Genomic DNA, 21,959 nt, shown 5'->3' on the forward strand with positions numbered 1-21,959 from the left:
CTAGGACTTCAGGGGGCGCCTCGGCCACGACGGAGGCCAGCTCGGCGAGTCCGGCGTCCAGGCCGCGCTTGCGGTTCTCGACCAGGCCGTCGGAGTAGAGCACCGCGGTGTGACCCGGCGGGACGCAGAACCGGAACTGCTTGCGGGTGGTGGGCCAGCCGAGCGGCGTGCCGGGCTCACCCTCGGACAGCACGGCTTTGCCCTTCGGGGACACCAGCAGGGGCGGCGGGTGACCGGCCAGCGCCAGGGTGCCCTCGCCGGTGGCGGGCTCGACGACCATGTACGCCAGGGTGGTGACCTGCTCTTCTTCCTCGGTGGCGTCGAAGACGCGGTCGAGGCCGGTCAGCACGGCCGCGGGCGGCGGGTTGGTGAGGGCCAGAGCCCGCATGGCGTTGCGGATGCGGCCCATGCCGGCCGCGGCCTTGACGCCCTTGCCCATGACATCGCCGACGACGGCCGCGACCCGGGCGTCCTGCAGGACGAACGCGTCGTACCAGTCGCCGCCGACCTGGACGTGCCTGCTGCCGGAGCGGAAGCGCTGGGCCAGGACCAGGCCGGGGATGACCGGCAGACGGTCGGGCAGCAGGCTACGCTGGAGGGTCTCGGCGGTGCGGTGCTCACGCTCGAACAGCGTCGCGCGCTCCACCGCGAGCGCGCACTGCCCGGCCAGGGCCTCCAGGAAGACGCCGTCCTCCTGCGAGATCTTCTGCTGGCGGGTGAAGGCGAACCGCAGCGCGCCGAGCGCGCGGCCCGCCGCCAGCAGCGGCAGGCCGACCCAGGCACGCTCGTCACTGTGGGCGAGGAAGCCCTCGACCATCGCCTCGTCGGCGCCGGCCTCCACGAGCTGGGCCTTCAGGCTGTCGGGCGACTCGGCGAACACCGGCCTGCGGCTGTTGACCGCCATGGTCATCAGGCTGGACTGCGAGAGCGGGATCTCGTCGCCGGTGGCGCCGGGCACGTCGTGCAGGCCGCCGCCATCGGTGAGCTTGAGCGCGGCGCGGTCGGTGTCGAGCAGCGCCACGGCGGAGCGGTCGGCGGCCAGGGCGGTGCGGCCGACGTCGATGATGACCTGGACGACCTGCTCGACCGTCAGCGCCTCGGCGAGCTGGGCCGTGGCGCCCTGCAGGCGGGCGGTGCGCAGCGCGGCGGCGCCGAGCTGGTCGGTCAGGCGCCCGCGCATCTCCTCGGCCTCGCGCTGCGGCGTGACGTCGCTGTTGGCGCCCACCCACTCGATCACCCGGCCGTGGCGGATGATCGGGACGGCCCGCACCTCGAAGTGCCGGTAACCGCTGGCGCGGGTGCGGACGCGGTAGCTCCACTCGAACAGAGTGCGGCCGCGCAGCGCCTCACGCCAGGCCTCCTCGGCGGCCGGGCGGTCGTCGGGATGGACGGCCTCCAGCCAGCCGTAGGCGAGGTACTCCTCGAGGCTCTGGCCGGTGATCGCGCGCCACTGCGGCGCGTCGTCGATCACGGCCCCGGTGGGCGAGGTGATCCACACGAGCTGCTGCTGGGACTCCACCAGCGTGCGGTAGCGCTCCTCGCTGCGGCGCAGCTCCTCCTCGGAGAGCTGACGCTCGGTCACGTCCACGCCGAACATGGCGACCCCGGCGAGGGTGCCCTTCTCGCCGTGGATGGGGTAGAACGACAGGCTCCAGTGACGGAGCTCACCCGCGGGGGACATGTTGCGGTAGCGCTGGTCGCCGTGGACGACGGCGCGGTGCTCCTGGACGACCCTGCGCAGGGCCGCCTCGATGAGGGCCGACAGGTCGGCGGAGACGATCTCGGACGCGGGCCGGCCGGCGTGCTCCTCTGCCGCCACTCCGCTGATGTCCGCGAAGCTCTGGTTGACCCGCTGGAACCTGCCGGTCGTGTCGAAGAACGCGAAGGCGAACGGCGCTTCGGCCAGCAGGCCCTCGAGCAGGGCGGGATCTGAGATGTCCACACCCGACTCCCGGGGACGGGGCACGGAGGTTTCGGCGCTCATGGTCGGCACCTCCGTCGCGTGCCAGGGTCTCCCACGAGGCACATCTCCATAACTGTGATTGGTAGCGCGGAATCTGCACTACATCATCGGTGATCGGCACACGCGGACGGAAGCCCCGCCCACGATGCGGTCAACGCATCCTGTCAAAAACGCGCCATGGTGTGCAGCAAGATCTGCCGACTTTCTCACCGCCGGCACCGTGGCCTGGTCGGTCCGCACCAGCTCGGCCAAGCCTCCACCCCTCCGGCATCCGCGACCCTGACAGCGGCGCCAGGCACCGCGACGGCACATGGCGCGCCCGGCGGGCCGGGCGCGCTCGCAAGGACAGCTTCCCACAGGAGCGGCTTCCGGGGGCCCGTTGTCGCGAACCGTTCCGGCGGCAGGGCTTGACACCTCGGCGATACAAGATGGAATGGGAGGCGAACGCCCCCTTCAGAGACTGGTCCGGGGCACGGATGTCCCCCGGCTCACCGGAGGATGCGAAGCCGCCCATGCCTGCTCTAGCAACGCGTTTCACCGAAGAGACCGCCGGGCCGCACGACGCGCGCACCCCGTCGCACGGAGGCGCGGACCTCGTGAGCGCCCGCCTCCAGGACGAGTTCCTCGACGTGCCGGTCGAGGTCGTGGACCGGTGCGTGGAGGACGTCCAGGCCTGCGCGGCCCACCTCGGCGTGGATGTCACCACGGCCGTCGTCGAGCGCATCGCGCGCGAGCACCTGCTCGCGCGGGCCACCTCGGCGCCGTTGCTGGCCCCGCCCCCCACGACCGCCCGGGGGCACGGCGTGTGATTCCAGCGGGCGCCCAGAGGGGGACGGACCACCCTTCCCGGTAACAGCGGGGTCACCAGGCGGCGTTCCGTTCACCTTTCGGGCGCGGAATGCGAGAAGGTATGGGACGTGAGCCGCCGAAGACGACGAGACCCCCGGGGGACCCAGCCACCGGACGACGTGTTCGCGGAAATGCTCGTGGCGGCCCGCGAACTGCTCGCCGTGCGCACCCCGCTGGACGCCGAGCTGATGGTCTCGGACATGCTGGGCGCCTGGTGGGGCCGCAGGCTGCGCCGGGGCGACGTGGAGGAGTTCCTCGGCGAGGGGCTGGTCGACTACGCCGCGAAGGCCGGCACGCCCGCCGCACTGACCCTGCTGGTCGCCGTCGCCTACCTCGGCACGGCCAGGCAGGCCGCCAAGGCCGAGGGCGCCGCGCTGGCGCTGATGGAGTCCGACGTCGCGCGCCCGCGGTGGGCCGAGCGGGTCGGCGCGGTCAAGCCGCAGGGCTGCTACGTCTCCAGGGACGCCTACGGCGACCAGGACACCGTGGTCTGCACCTTCGCCTACCGCAGGGCCGTCCCGGCCGCCCAGGGGCACGACAGGGCCGTCTCCACCGCCACGCACGCCTCCGGGCCGGAGCCCGCCGCGAAGGCCGGCGGCGTCCCGCCCACCGACCCCGGCGGTGCGCGGCACGATCTCGCCCAGAGCCGGCGCGCCGATCAGGACCTCGCCGCACCCGGCACGAGCTCGGGTCACGACCTCGCCGCACGGGGTCGCGATATCGGGACGAACCGGCCTGACCCGGGCGGGGACGATCGCGGTCTTCCCGCCGGCTCAAGCGTGATCGCCCCCGCCATGGGAGAGGGCGGCCCGGCGGGCGAAGGCGCGGCGCCGCCTCAGGCGGAGCAGCCCGAGGACGCGCACGCGCTGGTGGTGGTCGTCGACTACAACATGCGCGGCATGGCGCGAGACGCCTGGGTCTCCTCGCAGGTGGACAAGTTGCTGGAGAAGGCCGGCCGGGAGGCCGCGGGCAACCCGATGCTGCGCTTCGAGGAGATCGAGCCGCAGCAGGCCCGCGCGCTGCTGGAGTTCGCCATGAGGGCCACGACCGAGTCCCTGGGACGGCGTGGCGGGCCCCAGCTCGTCAGTGAGGGCTACAGCGCCTTCCACGCCTTCGCCAGAGCCCGCATCAAGGCGCTGCCCCCGGGGCGCAAACGTCCCGCCCCGCTGCTCAGCGAGGCGCCCTACAGCCGCGACCGCCGGGCGATGCTGGCCGCCGAGTTCCTTGCCTCCGACGCCGCCGAGCACCTGTCGGACCCCTCGGCGGGGTCCCGCTGCGCCGACCACATCATCGACTACGGCTGCGACCAGGACTTCAACCGGCCGCTGCGGGTCAGCCCGACCAAGTGCGAGACCTTCCTGCTCGACTGGCTGCCGCGCAAGGTGCTGCTCAGCCCGGCCGAGCAGGAGGCCATGCCGCACGTCCTGCTGTCGTGGGTGCGGTTCGCCGCACCGAAGACCGGCCTGCCCGAGGAGGGCGTGCGCGCGACCCTGGACGCCGTCTGGGAGGCCGCGGGGCGCTTCACCGAGGCCTACCGGGATCCGACGACCTTCGGCTTGGACCGCTCCTTGGTGGAACGTCTCCTGCCCGACGGCGACCTGTCGGCCCTGGCCCGCCGGGCATTCGCGTTTCCTTTCCTGGAAGGGGCGCACGGCGAGGTCGATCTGTCGCGGATGCGCCCGTCGGAGGACGCCGACCGGCGCGTCCTGCTGGAGATCGACCACGCGGCCGAACGCGACCGTCCCGACTTCACCGAGCATCTGGCCTGGCACGAAGAGATCGCCAAGCGGCTGTGGGACGGCGAGCCCGAGCAACTCTGGGAGGCCGCCCAGCGCCTGCTGGACCTCGGCCACGACCGGCACGACGTCCTGCACGTCCTGATGGAGATCGCCGAGCGCATGGGCGACCATCCGGACGAGCTGGCCGCCGCCCTGGACGACATCGCCGACATGCCCGACGAGCCGCCGGCCTAGCGTCCCACGCCGGGAATCCGCCGGCTGGACGAGCGGATCGGGAGGGGGGCGGGGCGGGCGGACGCGGTCATTGGGTGTAGCCGATGTCGGCGTATTCCAGCGTGTAGAAGCCGGGAGCGCCGATATTGGCGAGCGTGGCCTTCACGCCCCAGTTCTGCGGGCGCTGGTAGAGCGGCAGGACGTTGACCTCACGCCAGATGAGCTTGTCGGCCTCGTTCGCGTCCCGCCGCGCCCGCACCGGGTTGAGGTCGGAGGACGCCTTGCGCATGGCGGCGTCGATCTGAGGGCTGCCCGACCGGCCGAAGTTGGCGTTCCACCGCATGTTGCCGTCGGCCCCTCTGGTGTGGTCGGCGTAGGTGCCGTAGCTGCTGGAGATCGGGAAGGGCGTGCCGATGTAGGAGAACGGCGCGATGTCGAAGTTGCCGGGGATGACGTACTTGGAGATGAAGTCGTCGCTCGGCACCGACTGGACGGTCACCGTGACCCCGATGCGCCGGAGCATGGCCTGGGCGAGCTCCGCCTCGGACTTGCTGAGCGGCAGCCCCGATGGGATGACGAAGCGGAGGGTGAGCCGTTTGCCGTCCTTGCGCCGGGTGGGGCTCGCCCGGTGCCAGCCGGCGGCGTCCAGCAGGCGCTCGGCCTTCGCCGGGTCGTACCTGCCCAGATCGCCCGCGTTGTCCTGGTAGCCGACCTGGGTGTTCATGAAGAAGTGGTTGTGCAGCGGAATGCTGCTCCAGCCGAGCCCCTGCAGGTCGGAGCGGGTGAGCGCGTCGCGGTCCAGGCCGTGGACGATGGCCTGGCGCACTCGGACGTCGGACAGCATCGGGCTTTCGGCGTTGAAGGTCAGGTGCCGGAAGTCGGGGCCGGCGGCCTGCCGGATGACGGCGCCCTTGGCGTTCTTGGCCCTGGCGTAGTCGGGTGCGGACGTCCCGACGTCGAAGACGTCCAGCTCGCCGTTGGTGAACGCGCCCACGAGCGCGTCGGTCGCCATCGCCCGGTAAATGATCTTGTCCAGCTTGGCCCGGCCGCCCCACCAGCGCTCGTCCCGGACGAGCGTGATCGTCTTGGCGGTCTGGTCGAAGGACTGGAACCGGAACGGCCCCGCGGTCACCGGGATGCGGTTCAGCCAGCCGGTGTTGAAGGCGTCCGGCGTGGCGTTGGTGGACCTCGGGTAGAGCGGCCAGAAGAGCGACTGCCACTCCGAGAAGGGGGTCTGGAAGGTCACCAGCACCTCGTGGTCGTCCTTGCCCCGGGTGACACTCGCGATGTCCTGGTAACCGGTCGTCGACATGACGTGGAAATCGGGGTCGCGGCCGTTCATGGCCTTCCACTGCGCCTCGTAGTCCTGCCAGGTGATCGGCCGTCCGTCCGACCAGCGCGCCTTGCGGTTGAGGGTGTAGGTCACGACCTGGCGCGGGCTGGTGGCGGTGATCCGCGCGTCGAGGACGTAGTCGGTGTCCGGGGTGGGGGTGGCCTTCTCGTCGGAGCGGAAGGCGGCCGGCATCAGCGCGTCGATGACCTTCTTGACCTCGGCCAGGTAGCCGTCGACGTGGTTGAGGTTCCACTGGGTGGGGAACTCGGTGAGCCCCCAGTGCAGCGTGCCGCCCTGCTTGACCCGGTCGCGGGGCACGGGGTTGATGTCGAACGCCTTCACCTTGCCGGGTGCGGCGCCCGTGCCGCCGGGATCACCGTCCCGGCCGCCCCCGCAGGCCGGGACGGCGAGCGGCACGGCGACGGCCAGGACGGCGATCAGCACGCGCCTGCGGAGTGTTGTCACGTTTCCTCCCTTGAGGTGGTCCACCCGGGCCGTCGCTAGACGACGCCGAGCCTTTCGGCGTAGTGGCAGGCCGCCCCGTGATCGCCGGACACGGGACGGATCTGCGGCTCCTGCTCGGCGCACAGTGCCCGCAGCGGACCGGCGAGGGCCGCGAACTTCGGGCAGCGGGTGCGGAACCGGCAGCCGGACGGAGGGTCAGCGGGGCTCGGTATGTCGCCTTCGAGCAGGATGCGGCGGCGCCGGCGCTCCTTGTCGGGGTCGGGAATGGGCACGGCCGACAGCAGCGCCTGCGTGTAGGGATGCGCGGGGCCGTCGTACACGAGGTCCACCCGGCCGATCTCGGCGATCCGGCCGAGGTACATCACCGCGACCCGGTCGGCGATGTGCCGGACCACCGCGAGGTCGTGCGCCACGAAGAGGTAGGACAGCCCGAGACGGGACCCGAGGTCGGTGAGCAGGTTGAGCACCCCGGCCTGGATCGACACGTCCAGCGCCGACACCGGCTCGTCCAGGACGATCAGGCGCGGCGCAAGGGCCAGGGCGCGGGCGATCGCCACCCGCTGGCGCTGGCCGCCGGACAACTCTCCCGGGTGGCGGGCGGCGGCGTCGGCGTCCAGGCCGACGAGGCCGAGCAGGCGGCGCACCGCCGGGACGGTGCCACGCCGCCCGTGGGTGACCAGGGGCTCGGCCACGATGTCGTGAACGGTCATGCGCGGGTCGAGCGAGGCGAGCGGGTCCTGGAAGACCACCTGCAGCCGCCGGCGCACGGCCATGCGGTCACGGGGGGTGAGGGTGGCGGTGTCGCGGCCGAAGACGACGACGCCGCCCTCCTGCGGGCGGGACAGTTCGAGAATCTCCATCAGGGCCGTGGTCTTGCCGCAGCCGGACTCCCCCACCAGTCCGAGCGTCTCGCCCTCGCGGATGTCGAAACCGATGCCGTCGACGGCCCGGACGGTGCCGACCCGGCGGCGCAGCAGCACGCCCCGGGTCAGGGGGTAGTGCTTGACCAGGTCGCGGACCTCCAGCACGGCCGGACGCGCCTCCCGCGGCCCGGCCGCCGGAAACGCCTCGCGCTCGGTGCCTCCGGCGGGGCCGGGCGCCTCGCCGGGATGGGACGGTGGCGGGGGTGGTGTCCCGGCCTCCCGCGCCGGCTCGGCCGGGACCGACGCGGCGGCGTCCCTTCCCGGCGTGGAGGGAGGCGACGCGGCGGCGTCTCGTTGCGGCGCGGAGGGGCCCAGCGCGGAGGGGCCCGGCGCGGCGGCGTCTCGTTCGCGGGCGGCGGCCCGTTCCCGGTCGGAGCCGAGCAGGACGGCGAGGCCGCCGGCCGCGGCGATCTCGTGGGCGCGGTGACAGGCCGCGCGGTGCCCCGGCCCGACCTGCGCCGGCTGAGGCTCGCTCAGTGCGCACCCGGGGAGGCGCACCGGGCAGCGGGGCTCGAACGGGCAGCCGGGCGGCAGCCGGGACGGACGGGGCGGGGCCCCGGCCACCGGGATGAGGGGCGCGCGCCCGGCGGCGTCCAGCCGGGGCACCGAGCCGAGCAGCCCGATGGTGTAGGGCATGCGGGAGCGGTGGTAGACGTCGCGGACCGGGCCGGACTCGGCCTCCCGGCCGGCGTACATGACCAGCACCCGGTCGGCGAACCCCGCGACGACCCCGAGGTCGTGGGTGATCAGGACGATGGCGGCGCCCGTCTCACGCTGGGCCGTGCGCAGGACCTCCAGCACCTGGGCCTGGATCGTGACGTCCAGCGCGGTGGTGGGCTCGTCGCAGATGATCACATCGGGGTCGTTGGCCACGGCCATCGCGATCATCGCCCGCTGGCGCATGCCGCCGGAGAACTCGTGCGGGAAGGCCCTGGCCCGCTGGCGCGGATGCGGGATGCCGACGAGGTCCAGCAGTTCGACGGCGCGCTCGGCGGCCTGCCGCCGGCTCGCGCGCTGGTGGACGCGCACCGCCTCGGCGATCTGGTCGCCCACCCGGTGCACGGGCGTCATCGCCGACAGCGGGTCCTGGAAGACCATGGAGATCGTCCGGCCGCGGAAGCCGGCGAGGTCCTTCTCGGGAGCGCCCAGCAGCTCCCGGCCGTGCAGCAGCACCGAGCCGGACACTTCGGCGTGCCGCGGCAGCAGCCCCATGACCGCCAGCGCGGCGGCGGACTTGCCCGCGCCGGACTCCCCGACGATGCCGAGCACCTCACCGGCCCGCACCTGGTAGTTCATACCGCGCACCACCCGGACACCGCCGAAGGCGACCGTCAGGTCGCGTACCGCGAGGACCGGGTCGTGCGGTGGAACGCCCTCCCGGTCTTCGCCCGGCCCCCGGCCGGCCAGGGCGGGGAGGAGCCCCTCCACCGGCGCCGGCGCACCTCCTGTGGCGTCCACGGCGCCGGGCGCCCGCTGGACCGGGTCTCGCACCGCGGCCCACGCGCCGCGGGCCCCTCGCGAACGGCCGATCACGGTGATCTCCTCGCGGCGGCGGGGTCGAGCGCGTCGCGCAGCGAGTCGCCGACCAGGTTGACCGACAGGATCGTGACGATCAGCCCGCCCGCGGCGAACCAGAACGTCCAGGGCGCGTACAGCGCGGTCTTGGCGCCGTCGGCGAGGAGACCGCCGAGGGAGACGTCGGGCGGCTGCACGCCGAATCCGAAGTACGACAGGCTCGTCTCGGTGAGGATGGCCGCGCTGACGTTGAGCGTCGCGTCCACGACCAGCAGGGACGCGAGGTTCGGTATGACGTGCCGGAAGATGATCACGTGGGACGGCACGCCCATGAACCGGGCGGCCTTGATGTACTCACGCTCCTTGATCGTCCGGGTCATCCCACGCACGATCTTGGAGGTGACCATCCACAGGAACACGGCGAGCATGACGACGAACAGCAGCCACCGCCCCCCGGTGAACAGCGGCGACATCACCGCGAGGATCAGGAAGGCGGGCAGGACGAGCAGCAGGTCGGCGACCCACATGAGGGTGCGGTCGGTCCAGCCGAGGAAGTACCCGGCGAAGGAGCCTGCCACGGCGGCCATGGCCGTCGACAGCACGGCGACCAGCAGGCCGACGATCAGCGACTTCTGCGCGCCGCGCGCCGTCACGGCGAACACGTCGGCGCCGGTCTGCAGGGTGCCGAACCAGTGGTGGGGCGAGGGCGGGGCCATGAAGGCGGAGAAGTCCAGGTCGGTGGCCGACCATGGGCACACCAGCGGCCCGGCGAAGGCGAACAGGAACATGCCGGACAGCAGCGCGAAGCCGAGCCTGCCCTGCGTGCAGCGGAAGAACCGGCGCGCCACCACCCGTGTCCGCGAGGACGGGCGGATGGGCGGGGCGCCGGCCTCCTCCGGCAGCGTCGTCGTCATCTATCCCACCCGCACCCTCGGGTCCAGCGCGGCGTGCAGCAGGTCGGCGGCCAGCGAGGCGAGCAGCACGGCGACCGCGGCGAGGCAGCTGATCGCGGCGACCGTGTTGACGTCGTTGGTGCGGATGGCGGCCACCAGCTCCTCCCCCATCCCGTGCCAGCCGAAGACCGACTCGGTGATGGTGGCTCCGACCAGCAGCGCGCCGAAGGTGAACGCGAAGTAGGTCACGGCCGGGATGAGGGCGGTGCGCAGTGCGTGCCGGACCAGGGCCGCGCGCCTGCGCAGCCCTTTGGCCACGGCGGTGCGGACGAAGTCGGCCTCCAGCACGTCGAGCATCATGTTGCGCTGGTAGCGGCTGTAGACCGCGGCCTGCCCGACGGCCAGCGAGAACGTCGGCAGGGCCAGGTGCTTGATCCGGTCGAGCAGGCCCGCGCCGGCGCCGCCCTCCAGGCCGGGAGTGGCCTCGCCGCTCACCAGGAACATCTGGGCGCCGAGGCGGTCGTTCAGCCAGATGGCCCCGATGATCAGCATGTTGGCCAGCACGACCGTCGGGATCGCGAGCACGGTGAAGGCCGCCACCGTGGACAGCCGGTCGAACCAGCCGTACTGCCGGACGCCCGCGCAGGCGCCGACGGCGACCCCCGCGACGCTGCCCAGCACGACGCCGAGCACGATGAGCCGCAGCGTGACGCCGAGCCGCCGCCCGAGCCGGGCGGTCACCTCGTCGCCGTTCCACGTCCTGCCGAAGTCGCCGCGCAGGACGCCACCGGCCCAGACGAGGTAACGCTCGATCAGCGGCCTGCGGTCGTCCAGGTTGAACCGGCCGAGCCGGGCGTCGATGACCGCCGCGGGCGGGCGGGGGTTGCGGCCCTCGTAGTTGGACCGCGGGTCCAGCGCGGTCGCCGCCAGGAGGTACGCCAGGCTCGTGGCCACGGCGATCAGCACCGCGTAGTTGACCAACCGGCGAAGCAGGAATCCCGCCATCGCCCCCCTTCCGCCCACTGCCGTGTGACGCCGGACCGCCTGCCGCGAGGGACCGGCCCGCGCCTCTCCGTGCCCATCCTGCTACATGGCGTAACCGTCAGGTGACAAGAAAGTCGTCAATCGGTCCAGGTGTCGAGCGAAAAGCGGCCTGTGCCCCCGCCGGGAGTCCCGTGGGGCACCGGGTGGACGGCATGGGCGCGTGGAGAGGCCGGGCCCGGCATCCGAGTCACGCCACGGGGCGGCGAGCGTCCGGACGTCGCCACACGGGACGGCAGCCCCTCCGGCCGCCGTACGCCCGGCTCGCGCCGGCGCTCGCCATACGGGACGGGAGGCATCCGCCCGTCACCGCGGGAGAGGGAAGCCCGCAGGCATACGGAACCGGGAGCACCCGCTCGGCGCCGGTCCGGCGGCGCCGTCCGGGACTCAGCGGTCGGCGAGCTCGTCGACGGCGGTGCGGACGTCCTCGCTGGTGATCGTGGTGAGCTCGGCGGCGCTGGCGGTGCCGCCCCGCCCGGCCAGGCGCACGTCGCGCCCGAGCGCGGCCCGCTCGAACAGCGACCGGGCGAAGCGGCCGTTGCCGAGGCCGTCGATCAGGCCCTCGGAGCAGATCCAGGCGAACACGTCGGCCAGGTCGCGCCGGGCGGAGTCGTCGAACCGGTCGCCGGACCGCTCGGCCAGCAGCACCGCGATCTCGGTCAGCTCGGCGGGGCCGTAGGAAGGGAAGGCGACCCGCTGGTTGAAGCGGCTGCCCAGGCCCGGGTTGGCGGCCAGCAGGCGCTCCATCTCGTCGGCGTAGCCGGCCAGGATGACGACCAGGCGGTCGCGGTCGTCCTCGGCGCGCTTGAGCAGGGTCTGCACGGCCTCGGCGCCGAACGCGTCGCCGCCCTGGTAGCCGCTGTTGACCAGGCTGTAGGCCTCGTCGATGAACAGCACGCCGCCGAGCGCGCGGTCGACCAGCTCGTTGGTCTTGATCGCCGTCGCGCCGAGGTGCTGGCCGACGAGGTCGGCGCGCGACGCCTCGACCACGTCGGGGCGCGCGAGCAGGCCGAGCGCGGCGAAGACCCGGCCGAGCACGCGGGCCACGGTGGTCTTGCCGGTGCCGGGCGGCCCCACGAACACGAAGTGGCGCATCTGCGGCGGGGCGGGCAGCCCCTGCTCCTGGCGCATGCGGGCGACCCGGAGCTGGGCGGCGATGGCGTGCACCTGGCGTTTGACCGGTTCGAGGCCGGCCATGCGGTCGAGGTCGGCCAGTGCCTCCTCCAGGCTGGGCGTGGCCTGGTAGCCGCGGAACCGGGCGGTCAGGTCGTTGAAGGCCTTGGTCAGGTCGGCGGCGGTGGTGGTCAGCAGGTCGTCGCGGCTCGGCGCCCCTCCGGCGCCGACCACGCGCACGTCGCGGGCCTGCGCCGCCGTCTCGACCAGGCTGCGGGCGAACCGCGCGTTGCCCAGCTCGTCGATCAGCCCGCGCCGGTGCACGTTCTCGAACAGTCCGTACAGCACCGTAGGGGCGTCCGGTGACAGCCGCTCACCCCGGCGGGAGCGCAGCAGCTCGGTGATGCCGACCAGCTCCGACGGCGAGTAGGTGGGGAACTTCACGCGGGTGGAGAAGCGTGACGACAGGCCGGGGTTGGAGGCGAGGAAGGAGGTCATCTCCTTCTCGTAGCCGGCCAGGATGACGACCAGCCGGTCGCGGTCGTCCTCGGCGCGCTTGAGCAGGGTCTGGACGGCCTCGGCGCCGAACCGGTCGGGCTGCCCCTCGCCGGAGTTCACCAGGCTGTAGGCCTCGTCGATGAACAGCACGCCGCCGAGCGCCTGGTCGATCAGCTCGTTGGTCTTGATCGCCGTGGCGCCGAGGTACTCCCCGACGAGGTCGGCGCGCTGCGCTTCGACGACGTAGGGCGTCTCCAGCAGGCCGAACGCGTAGAAGATCTTGGCGACGGTGCGTGCGACCGAGGTCTTGCCGGTGCCGGGCGGGCCGACGAACACGAAGTGGCGCATCGGCTGCCCGGTGGCGAAGCCGGCCTCGGCGCGCAGCCGGGACGCCTCGATGGAGGCCGCGATCGAACGCACCTGCTCCTTGACCGGCTCCAGGCCGATCATGCTCTCGAGCTCGCCGAGGGCCTCGTCCACCGAGATCGGCGGCGGGGCCGCGCGGTCGGCCTGGCCGTCGCGGTCGGCGCCGCCATCCCTGGCGCGCAACCGCACCTGCCCCTGCGCCTCGGCCTGCCCCGCCGCCGCGGCCCCGCGGCGCGTCTGGCTCGCCTGGACCAGGCGGTAGACCAGCACGGCCGCCGTGACGCCGTAGGCGGCCCAGGCGGCGGCGGGCGCCGAGAAGGTGGCGACGGCGAGCCCCACCATGACGCCCGCGCCGAAGGCGGCCATGGTGGTGATCCACGGCGTGACCCACCTGATCAGGTGGGCGGCCACGCCGGTCAGCACGCCGAGCAGGAGGAACAACGTGGGCAGCAGGGAGTGCGGGGTGACGTACTCGGCCGCGACGACGGCCACCGACGACCACGCCACCACGACCAGGACGGTCGCGGCGGCGCGGGGATAGCGCAGTGTCAGCTCGGCGTAGCCGAGGAGTAACAGTGTGGTGACGAGGGTGGAGATCAGGGACCAGCCGAGGACGACCGCGAGCACAATGGCACCGATCAGGACAGCGGCGAAGATGGCCCGTCTCATGGCACGGGAAAGCTGGAAGTAACGCAGCCGGACGTGCTCGAACGCATCACGGGCCGCGGCGCGCCCCGCCGGCCGGGCCCTGTCGGAGTCCCGCATTTCGCCTCCCCGGTCGCCTCCCGGTTATACCGCACCGGGGCCCGGAGCGCGCGTCGCGCGGGCCGTGCCTTCGCGTGTCATGGGCCGCGCACGGCGACGCGCCCCGGGCGGGGCGTCGCGACACGGTGCGCGACGTCCGGCTCCAAGGGCGCGCCTGCGCCGGCCGCCGGGCGGTCAGGCCCCCGCGTAGACGCGGTGCACGAACTCGGCGAGCTTGCTGTCGGGCAGCTCCTTGGCGAGGTCGGCCTCGCTGATCATGCCGACGATCCGGTGGTTCTCTATCACCGGGAGGCGCTTGATCTGGTGCTGCTCCATCTTCATGAGCGCTTCTTCCATGTCGCTGTCCGCCGCCACCCACACCAGCCCGTGGGCCAGTTCGCCGGTGGTGGTCCCGTCGAGGTCCCTGCCCTCGGCGCAGCACTTCACGACGATGTCCCTGTCGGTGATGATGCCCTTGAGCCGGTCGTCGTCGCCGCAGATGGGCAGCGCGCCGACCGACAGGTCGCGCATCATCTGCGCGGCGGTGCGCAGACTCTCGTGCTCGCCCACGCACTCGGCGCCCGAGTGCATGATGTCCCCGGCCCGCTTGCCGATATCCGGTGTGCTCATCGGTCCCCCCGAAGGATTCGGTGAGTTTTGTCCCTTAAGTCCTGTATGTCCAGATTGTGGGACGCCGACAGCCCTACCCGTTGGTAACTTACGGAAAACCTTCCCCCTTCTCGCACAGAAGGGCGTTTCACGGCCGGCGCGGGACGGCCCTCGCCTCGTGGCGGCCCGGATACTCACCGACCAGGACGTGCTTGGGCGTGACCCGCAGCACGTTCTCGGCCTGGTCGGCCAGGGCGATGCCGCGCACCTCGGTCCAGAACCGCCGCCCGACCGGATCGGCCACGAAGACCGCCACCCTCGGGTCGCGCTCGGCCGCGGCCCAGGCGTCCTCCGCGGCGATCAGCAGCAACTCGCCGGACCGGGTGACCGAGGTGACCGCGCCGACGGCGAGAGTGCGCGGGCCGCCGGCGTCGGTGTAGGACAGCACCACCCCACGCGAGTAGGTGAACGCCCGCCGCACGTCCGGGCTGAGCGCCACCGACGGGCCCGCGTCCCCCGGCAGGCGGGGACCGCATCCCTCGCACAGCACCAGCGAGGCCCGCCAGGGTCCGGCCGAGCCCCGCCACCACGCACGCAGCGCCCGCGCCCCGAACGCCGCCACCACCCCGGCGAACGCCACCGCGACCGCCCACCAGGCCCCCTCCCCGACCGCCGCGCCGAGGCCGAGCACCGGCACGGCGCCGGCCACGACCAGGGCGGCGGAGGCCGCGAGCAGGCCGGCCAGTGCCACCGTCAGGGACCGGTCCTCGCGCAGCACCTCCCGGAGCCGCGACCGCAGGCCTCCCCTCCACCGCACGTACAGCATCGCGACCGCGACGCACACGCCCGCCAGCGCGGCGCGCGACTCCGCCGCCACCAGGGGGAGGACGGCGAGCGGCACCACGAGGAACCACAGGCGGGCGGCCACGATCCACAAGGTCACGTCGGTGTCGCGCCGGCCGACCGGCTCGGCCGGCGCCGCGGCGAACTCGGCCAGCGCCCGCACCGGCCTGCCCTGCCAGGTCTCCGCGAACGCCCGCAGACTCGCCACGGCCACGCCGTTGAACAGCACCAGCCCGAACAGCCCGGCCCAGAAGCCGCCCGCGACGTCCTCCCAGTGCACCGACGCCGCGACGCCCTCCACGCCGACCAGGGGGACCACCTCGTCGGCGAGCGTCCAGTCCGGCAGCGTGACCAGGGCCACCGCGTACGCGCCGGCGGCCAGGATCGCGACCGACACCGCCACGCACAGCCACAGGTCACGGGCCAGCATGCCCGGCACGTACCGCCACACGGTGATCCGGCGTGCCTGCCGCACGGTCACGGCGGCCACGAGCACCAGCGCCGCGGCCCCGCCGAGCCGCGCCCCGTCGTGCAGCCCGTACCAGAAGGCGAGGACCGCCACGGCGGCCAGGGAGACGGCCAGGAGCAGGCGCACCTGGCGGGACCACAGCTCCAGGGCGCGGCGGGCACGGCCGGTCTCGCGCGGGTCCACCGGCCACACCGGGTCGTGGTGGTCGCGGGGCCGGCCCCACCGCAGGTAGGTCAGCCCGAGGTTGATCCGCGCGCCGGTGTGCCCCTCCTCCCTGCGCAGGGCGGCGCGGTAGGCGGCGGCCGCCTGGCGGTGGTCGCCGCGCACCAGGGCCAGGTCGCCGGTCAGCACGTGCGGCTCGGGCTGCTCGGGGGCGAAGCGGACCGCGTGCTGCGCCTGCGCCCAGGCGTCGCGCCACCGGCCGGGCAGCCTGCGCAGCGCCGAGGCGAGACGTAGCCGTGCGGCCCAGGAGCCGGGTGCGAGCCGGACGGCGTCCTGAGCCGCTACGACCGCCTCGGAGTCGCGGCCGAGGCGTTCAAGGGCGAGACTGACCAGCCGATGCCCCCACTCGCCGTCGGGGTCGCGCGCGACCGCCTCACCGGCGGCCTCCAGCGCCCCCTCGGGCAGGTCGCGGGTCAGCCGGGCCACGGCGACGACGCACCACGCGCGGGGATCGGAGCGGTCTCGCGGAGGCGGCACCGGAGCCTGGTCTGACTCGCTGGTGTGCCCCACGCGGTAATGGTCTGTTGCGGACCGCCAATTGCCTAGATGCCGGACATATACCTATAGCTCTCTAGAGAGGTCGGCCACGCCCCATCATGATCACCAACCCCAGCGGCCCCGGCCACCCCCTCCCGAGACCGGCCGGAGGTCCCAGATGACGCCGAACGCCCGCGAGGCCGGTTCCGCGGACCAACAGAGGATCGGCGAGGCCGGGGCCGGGGCCGTTCGGAGCATTGGCACAACCTGCTGAACGATCAGTCCGATATGCCCTAAGCTGCGTCGCATGTTCTACGGGCTGAACGTGTTCGGCTAGTCGATGACCGTTCTTGGCACCCGGCCGGGGAGCCGTCTCGACGGCACCACGACAGGCCGGCCGGCGAACCGGTGGTCGGTGCTGGCGCTGCTCTGTTTCAGCCTCCTGCTGATCGCCGTGGACGCCACCGTCCTGCACATCGCCGTCCCGGCCCTGACGGCCGCGCTCGAACCCTCCGCGGTCGAACTGCTGTGGATCATCGATATCTACTCGCTGGTCGTGGCGCCGCTGCTGCTGACCTTCGGCACCCTCGGCGACCGGTACGGCAAGCGGCGTTTCGTCCTCGCGGGCTACGTCGTCTTCGGCGTGGCGTCGCTGTCGGCCGCCTTCGCGGCAGACCCGGTCACCCTGATCCTCTCGCGCGCCCTGCTCGGCGTCGGCGGCGCGATGATCATGCCGGCCACGCTCTCGATCATCCGCCAGGTGTTCACCGACCGCCGGGAACGCGCCATCGCACTCGGCGTCTGGAGCGCTGTCGCCGCCGCGGGCGCGGCCGTCGGGCCGCTGGTCGGCGGCGTGCTGGTCGAGCACTTCTGGTGGGGCGCGGTCTTTTTGATCAACGTTCCGCTCCTGGCGGTCGCCCTGCCGCTCGCCGTGCGCCTGCTCCCCCGATCGCACGGCGACCCCCGGAGGCGCTGGGACGTGCCGAGCGCCGTGCTGTCCACGCTCGGCATCCTGTTCCTCGCCTTCGGCCTGAAGGAGGCGGGGCACGGCGGCACGGCCGGAACGGCACCCGCGTTGCTGATCATGCTGGCCGGCGCCGGCCTGCTGGTGTGGTTCACCGCGCGGCAGCGCCGGCTGGCCACCCCGTTCCTGGACATCGGCCTGTTCGCCCAGCGCGGCTTCGCCATCGGCGTGCTGTGCGTGCTTTTCGCGGTGTTCGCGCTGGTCGGCCTGCAGCTCATGCTGGCGCAGTACCTCCAGCTCGTCCTCGGTGACAGCCCGCTGCAGGCCGGGGCCCGCATGCTGCCCCTGATGATCGCGGCCATCGCGGGCGGGCTGTGCGCGGCGCACCTGCTGCAGCGCTTCGGCCTGCGGGCCACCCTGTCGGGTGGGCTCGCCCTGGCCGGGCTGTCGCTGGCCCCGACCATCGCCTGGGGCGCCGAGCAGCACCCGCTGATGCTGTGCCTGTGCTTCGCCGGCATCGGCTTCGGCGTAGAGGTCGCACTGCTCGCGGCGTCCGACACGATCATGGCCTCCGCTCCCGAGTCCCGAGCCGGAGGAGCGGCGGCGATCGAGGAGACGGCCTACGAGCTGGGCGCCGGGCTCGGCGTCGCCGTGCTCGGCACCGTGACCACGGTCGTGTACGCCCCCTCGGTGCCCGCCGTGCCGGGGGTCGCGGCGGCGGCCATGGGACAGGCCAGGGAGTCACTGGCCTCGGCCGCGCACGTCGCCCGCGAGGTCGGCGGACCGGCGGGCGCCTCGCTGATGGAGGGCGCGCGCACGGCCTTCGTCACGGCCCTGCACACCACGGTGCTGGTGAGCGTCGCACTGCTCGCCGTCACCGCGCTGACCGCCCTCGCCCTGCTCCCCCGCCGTACCGGCGCCGCCGAGGACCCCGGCTCAAGGCCCGCGGAGCTCCAACGAGAGCACCTCCCGTCCTGACCGCCCTGCCCCGACCGCCCGCCTCTGCCGTCCCGTTCCCGAACGCACCGGCACCTGGTACGCCGCGCCGTATCCCGCTCGTCTCGCATCGGCATGTCCGGGGCGATACAGGGCAATTGCCTGTGAAACCGTGACCCATCTCAGGAGAATGGCCGCGTGAGACGAACCCTCCAGGATCTCGCCGCCCTGGCCGCCCGGCTCGGCGTCGGCGGCATATTCTTCGCCAACGGCTGGCACAAGCTCGAGTACGGGCTGAACGCCACGGGCGAGCAGTTCGCCCGCATGGGCGCCCCCGCCCCCGACCTGTGGGCCGCGACGACGATGCTCATCGAGCTGGTCGGTGGCGCGCTCCTGGTGGCGGGCCTTGCGGTCCCCGCCTGCGGGCTCGTGCTCTTCGCCGAGGCGCTCGCCGTGTTCGTGCTGGTCAGTGGGGACACCGGGCTCCCGCTGACCGGCGGCGACATCAATCTGATCGTCGCGCTCGGCGCGGCGTCGGTGCTGCTGGCCGTCGTCGGGGCCGGGCGCCTGTCCGTGGACCACCTCGTCGTGATCCGCAGACGTGAGGCGGAGGCGGCCGAGGAGATGGCCGCCGACACCGAGGCCGACACGGTCATCGCCTCCTGGCGCGAGCCCGGCTCGGCCTCGGCGCCGCCGCAGGACGCCCGCCCTTCCGGCGGGGCCGGCGTACAGGACTCCGCGAGCTCCGCGAGCTCCGGGATCTCCCGTGACCCGGGCGGTTCCGGCGGATCGGCTGGCTCCGGCCCGGCCGCGCGGGCCGCCGGGGACACCGCGCCGCAGGGCCCGGTGACCTTCCCGCACGAGAAGCCCGGCACCACCGGCGACTCCGAGGTCACCGGGCCGCGCAAGACCCGGCCCCGCCGCACCGCCAAGCCGGCCGGCGCGGGCGGGACCGCGGACGACGCCGCAGGCGTGCCCGCCGACACGCCGTCCGCTCCCACCGCCAGAGGAGACCGCCTGGTGGCCGGCGGCAGGAAGACCACTCCCCCCGACAACGACTGACGGCACGCACGAAGGCCGTCCCGCGGCGCGGCTCGGCGTCTGCCGGGCGGTCGCACGAGGTGAGGCACGGGCCGCCGATCTTCCGGCCGCGCGACGGCCGTCAGAGGCGGGGCGTCGTGCTCTGGCGGACGGTGAGGCGGGGTTCGAGGAGGGTGGCGTCGGGGACCGGAGCGCCCTCCAGCTTGGACATCAGCAGCCGCACCGCCTGGTGGCCGACGTCGGCCGCCGGGATGAGCACCGAGGTGAGCGGCGGGCTGGCCCGTTCGGCGACGTCGCCGGGGCAGATGGCGACCACCGAGACCTCCTCGGGCACCCGCCGGCCGAGCACCCGCAGCGCGCCGAGCACGTGACCGACCGCCGCCTCGTTGTGCACGACCAGGCCCGAGAGCCCGGGGTGCCCCTCCAGCAGGGTCTTCACGGTCGCGCACACCTCGTCGAAGCCCTCCTCGCAGGGCAGGGCGATCGCCGACAGCCCGAGGGCCTGACCGGCCTCGACGAACCCCTCCATGGTGCGCTCGGCGTAGCCGGTGCCCCGCTGGTAGACGACGTGCGGCGCGCCCAGCAGCGCGATCTCCCGGTGGCCGAGGGAGGCCAGGTGCTCGGCGCAGAGGGCGCCGGCCCGGGCGAAGTCGAGGTCGACGCAGGTCAGCCCGGAGGCGTCGGCCGGGAAGCCGATGAGCACGCTCGGCTCCTCCAGCTCGCGCAACAGCGGCACCCGAAGGTCGTTGATCTCCACGTCCATCAGCACCAGGCCGTCCACCAGGGCGCTCGCGGCGACCCGCCGCAGCCCGTCGGGCCCCTCGTCTGCGGTCATCAGCAGCACGTCGTGGTCGAACTGCCGGGCGGTGGTCACCACCGAGGTGGCGAACTGCATCGCGACCGGCAGGTGCATGCCGGCGCGCAACGGCAGCACCAGCGCGATCACGTTGGACCTCTTGCTGGCCAGCGCCCGTGCCCCGGCGTTCGGGTGGTAGCCGAGCGCGCGCACGCTGCGCATGACCCGCTGGCTCGTCGTCGCCGAGATCGCCCGCTTCCCGCTCAGCACGTAGGAGACGGTGCTCACCGCGACGCCGGCGTGCTTGGCGACGTCGGCGATGGTGACGGTTCTCAACGAGGGCTCCCCGTGGCTCGCCGGGTGAAGCGCAGCTCGCTCACCGTGACCCCCTCGTTCTCGAACACCACGTGAAGATCGCGCACTCCCTCCGCCCCGGCAAGGGGACAGATGACGGTGACCAGGTCGTAGCGGTCCCGCGACGGCGCCACCGACACCGCGCCGATGACCTCACCGTAGAGCGGATCGTCCAGGCGCAGAGTCAGTACGCCGCCCTCGCTGCTCGCGACCGTCAGCAGGCAGTCGGCGGCGCCGTCCTTGAAGTCCACCTCGCGGAAGGAGATCCACCCGCCCGCCTCGGCGGCCCGGACCGCGTCGCCGGCCGTGCGCGCGGCGTCGCACAGCACGACCGCGTCGTACTCGTCGTTGCCCACCGCCTCCAGCGGGCGGGTGTAGGGATCGCGCGCGGGGACGCGCTCGCCGGCCACCTCGAAGCGCGCGCACAGCCGGATGTCGCGGGACGAGGAGCCCACCAGCACCTTGTGCGGCGCCTCCTCGACCACGAACCGGCCCCGGGTCACGTCCCAGAAGGCCAGGTCGTCCACGTCGACCGCCATGGTGACGGTGCGGCTCTCACCGGGAGCGAGCCATACGCGCTCGAAGCCGCGCAGCTGGCGCAGCGGCTGCTTGACCCGCGAGCGCCTCTGGTGGGTGTAGAGCTGGACGACCTCGGTGCCCGGCCGCTGCCCGACGTTGGTGACGGTCACCCGCGCCTGCAGCACGTCGCCGGGCTGGACGGCGGTGGACGACAGCCGCAGGTCGGAGTAGGCGAACCGGGTGTAGCTCCGGCCGTGGCCGAACGGGTAGAGCGGCATGCCCCGGTAGTACAGGTAGGTCGCGTCGGTGGCGATGATGTCGTAGTCGAGCAGGTCGGGCAGTTCGCAGGCCGAGCGGTACCAGGTCTGGGTGAGCCTGCCCCCGGGGTCCTCGTCGCCGAGCAGCACGTCGGCCAGCGCGTTGCCGTACTCCTGGCCGCCGTGCGCCGACCACAGGATGGCGGGGACGTTCTCCTCGGCCCAGGTCACCGCGAACGGGTAGCCGCTGCTGATCACCAGCACGGTGCGCGGGTTGGCGGCGTGCACGGCGCGCAGCAGGGCCTCCTGCGCGGGCGGCAGGGCGAGGTCGGCGCGGTCCTCGGTCTCCCTGCCGTTGACCAGCGGGTGATCGCCGAGCACGACGATCGCGACGTCGGCGGTGGCGGCCAGGTCGGCGGCCGCCTGGGCGCCGCTCTCGACCTGCTCCAGGGTGAACACGGCCGCCGCGTCCGGGTCGTCGGTGAGCCGCAGCGTGCCGTCCGCCGCGAGGCCGACGTGGCGGCCGGTGGAGATGTGGCGCAGGGCCAGGGTGCCACGCGGCCGATCGTCCAGCCGGAAGGTCTGGCGCACCTCCCAGCCGTTCGGGCCGGGCTGGTCGTTGACCAGCACGCCGTCGTCGCCGACCGAGACGTACCTGCCGTTGGCATGGGCGCGCAGCGCGTACGCTCCGCCGCCCCAGTCGAACAGGTCGAACCAGGTGGCGCGCGCCTCACCGGTCGCGGAGACGGTGAGCGGGCCGCCGGCGAAGTGCTCCACGGCGGTGACGTGGCCGCCGGCCGTGCTCAGCGCGACCCGG

14 protein-coding genes are annotated in these 21,959 nt (G+C 73.4%); 4 read left to right on the forward strand and 10 right to left on the reverse strand.

Annotation, left to right across the window (positions count from 1 at the left end; translation table 11 throughout):
• Positions 1 to 1,984, reverse strand: a 1,984-nt coding sequence (locus IEY93_RS23170) for a SpoIIE family protein phosphatase (protein ID WP_189165222.1), incomplete at its 3' end; no start/stop codon positions are given.
• Positions 1,985 to 2,475: 491 nt separating this feature from the next.
• On the opposite strand from IEY93_RS23170, the gene IEY93_RS23175 reads away from it, so the two are divergent.
• Together IEY93_RS23175 and IEY93_RS38520 are read left to right on the forward strand one after the other, a co-directional pair.
• Positions 2,476 to 2,772, forward strand: a complete 297-nt coding sequence (locus IEY93_RS23175; protein ID WP_229691389.1) for a hypothetical protein — start codon at positions 2,476 to 2,478, stop codon at positions 2,770 to 2,772.
• 171 nt (positions 2,773 to 2,943) lie between these two features.
• The gene (locus IEY93_RS38520; protein WP_229691403.1) at positions 2,944 to 4,785 is read left to right on the forward strand and encodes a hypothetical protein; all 1,842 of its coding nucleotides are present in this window, start codon (positions 2,944 to 2,946) and stop codon (positions 4,783 to 4,785) included.
• Between the two features lie 67 nt (positions 4,786 to 4,852).
• On the opposite strand, the gene IEY93_RS23190 is transcribed toward IEY93_RS38520, so the two are convergent.
• The 7 genes from IEY93_RS23190 to IEY93_RS39415 all read right to left on the reverse strand — a co-directional run bounded on the left by IEY93_RS23190 (position 4,853) and on the right by IEY93_RS39415 (position 16,308).
• On the reverse strand, positions 4,853 to 6,562 hold the full coding sequence (locus tag IEY93_RS23190; RefSeq protein WP_229691390.1) for an ABC transporter family substrate-binding protein: 1,710 nt from the start codon (positions 6,560 to 6,562) through the stop codon (positions 4,853 to 4,855).
• Positions 6,563 to 6,597: 35 nt separating this feature from the next.
• A complete protein-coding gene (locus IEY93_RS23195) occupies positions 6,598 to 8,892 on the reverse strand; it encodes a dipeptide ABC transporter ATP-binding protein (protein WP_229691404.1) in 2,295 nt (764 codons plus the stop codon).
• Between the two features lie 122 nt (positions 8,893 to 9,014).
• On the reverse strand, positions 9,015 to 9,914 hold the full coding sequence (locus IEY93_RS23200; RefSeq protein WP_189165223.1) for an ABC transporter permease: 900 nt from the start codon (positions 9,912 to 9,914) through the stop codon (positions 9,015 to 9,017).
• Positions 9,915 to 10,898: an ABC transporter permease gene (locus tag IEY93_RS23205; protein ID WP_189165224.1), complete on the reverse strand. Its 984-nt coding sequence runs from the start codon at positions 10,896 to 10,898 to the stop codon at positions 9,915 to 9,917. It lies immediately after the preceding gene.
• Positions 10,899 to 11,321: 423 nt separating this feature from the next.
• Positions 11,322 to 13,676 (reverse strand): AAA family ATPase, encoded by a 2,355-nt coding sequence (locus IEY93_RS23210; RefSeq protein WP_189165225.1) that lies wholly within the window; start codon positions 13,674 to 13,676, stop codon positions 11,322 to 11,324.
• Positions 13,677 to 13,850: 174 nt separating this feature from the next.
• Positions 13,851 to 14,285 (reverse strand): CBS domain-containing protein, encoded by a 435-nt coding sequence (locus IEY93_RS23215; protein ID WP_189165226.1) that lies wholly within the window; start codon positions 14,283 to 14,285, stop codon positions 13,851 to 13,853.
• Between the two features lie 127 nt (positions 14,286 to 14,412).
• Complete coding sequence (locus IEY93_RS39415; RefSeq protein ID WP_189165227.1) at positions 14,413 to 16,308, reverse strand: tetratricopeptide repeat protein; 1,896 nt, start codon at positions 16,306 to 16,308, stop codon at positions 14,413 to 14,415.
• A 307-nt stretch (positions 16,309 to 16,615) separates the two neighbouring features.
• Here IEY93_RS39415 and IEY93_RS23225 point away from each other — a divergent pair, with 307 nt between their 5' ends.
• The gene (locus IEY93_RS23225; RefSeq protein ID WP_189165228.1) at positions 16,616 to 18,217 is read left to right on the forward strand and encodes an MFS transporter; all 1,602 of its coding nucleotides are present in this window, start codon (positions 16,616 to 16,618) and stop codon (positions 18,215 to 18,217) included.
• A 156-nt stretch (positions 18,218 to 18,373) separates the two neighbouring features.
• On the forward strand, positions 18,374 to 19,237 hold the full coding sequence (locus IEY93_RS23230; RefSeq protein ID WP_189165229.1) for a DoxX family protein: 864 nt from the start codon (positions 18,374 to 18,376) through the stop codon (positions 19,235 to 19,237).
• 100 nt (positions 19,238 to 19,337) lie between these two features.
• Here the strand turns inward: IEY93_RS23230 and IEY93_RS23235 are convergent, their stop codons facing one another.
• Together IEY93_RS23235 and IEY93_RS38530 are read right to left on the reverse strand one after the other, a co-directional pair.
• Entirely contained in the window at positions 19,338 to 20,348 is a 1,011-nt protein-coding gene (locus IEY93_RS23235) for a LacI family DNA-binding transcriptional regulator (RefSeq protein WP_189165230.1), read from the reverse strand.
• A partial coding sequence (locus tag IEY93_RS38530) for a glycoside hydrolase family 3 C-terminal domain-containing protein (protein WP_229691391.1) occupies positions 20,345 to 21,959 on the reverse strand: 1,615 nt, incomplete at its 5' end. The genes IEY93_RS38530 and IEY93_RS23235, both read right to left, overlap by 4 nt.

Source organism: Sphaerisporangium melleum (assembly GCF_014646695.1).
GTDB lineage: Bacteria > Actinomycetota > Actinomycetes > Streptosporangiales > Streptosporangiaceae > Sphaerisporangium > Sphaerisporangium melleum.

What these genes read in the sequence shown, in the direction of transcription:
- IEY93_RS23175 (WP_229691389.1), top strand. Translation starts at nt 2,476, where the DNA reads ATGCCTGCTCTAGCAACGCGTTTCACCGAAGAGACCGCCGGGCCGCAC.
- IEY93_RS38520 (WP_229691403.1), top strand. Translation starts at nt 2,944, where the DNA reads ATGCTCGTGGCGGCCCGCGAACTGCTCGCCGTGCGCACCCCGCTGGAC.
- IEY93_RS23200 (WP_189165223.1), bottom strand. Translation starts at nt 9,914, where the DNA reads ATGACGACGACGCTGCCGGAGGAGGCCGGCGCCCCGCCCATCCGCCCG.
- IEY93_RS23205 (WP_189165224.1), bottom strand. Translation starts at nt 10,898, where the DNA reads ATGGCGGGATTCCTGCTTCGCCGGTTGGTCAACTACGCGGTGCTGATC.
- IEY93_RS23210 (WP_189165225.1), bottom strand. Translation starts at nt 13,676, where the DNA reads ATGCGGGACTCCGACAGGGCCCGGCCGGCGGGGCGCGCCGCGGCCCGT.
- IEY93_RS23215 (WP_189165226.1), bottom strand. Translation starts at nt 14,285, where the DNA reads ATGAGCACACCGGATATCGGCAAGCGGGCCGGGGACATCATGCACTCG.
- IEY93_RS23225 (WP_189165228.1), top strand. Translation starts at nt 16,616, where the DNA reads ATGACCGTTCTTGGCACCCGGCCGGGGAGCCGTCTCGACGGCACCACG.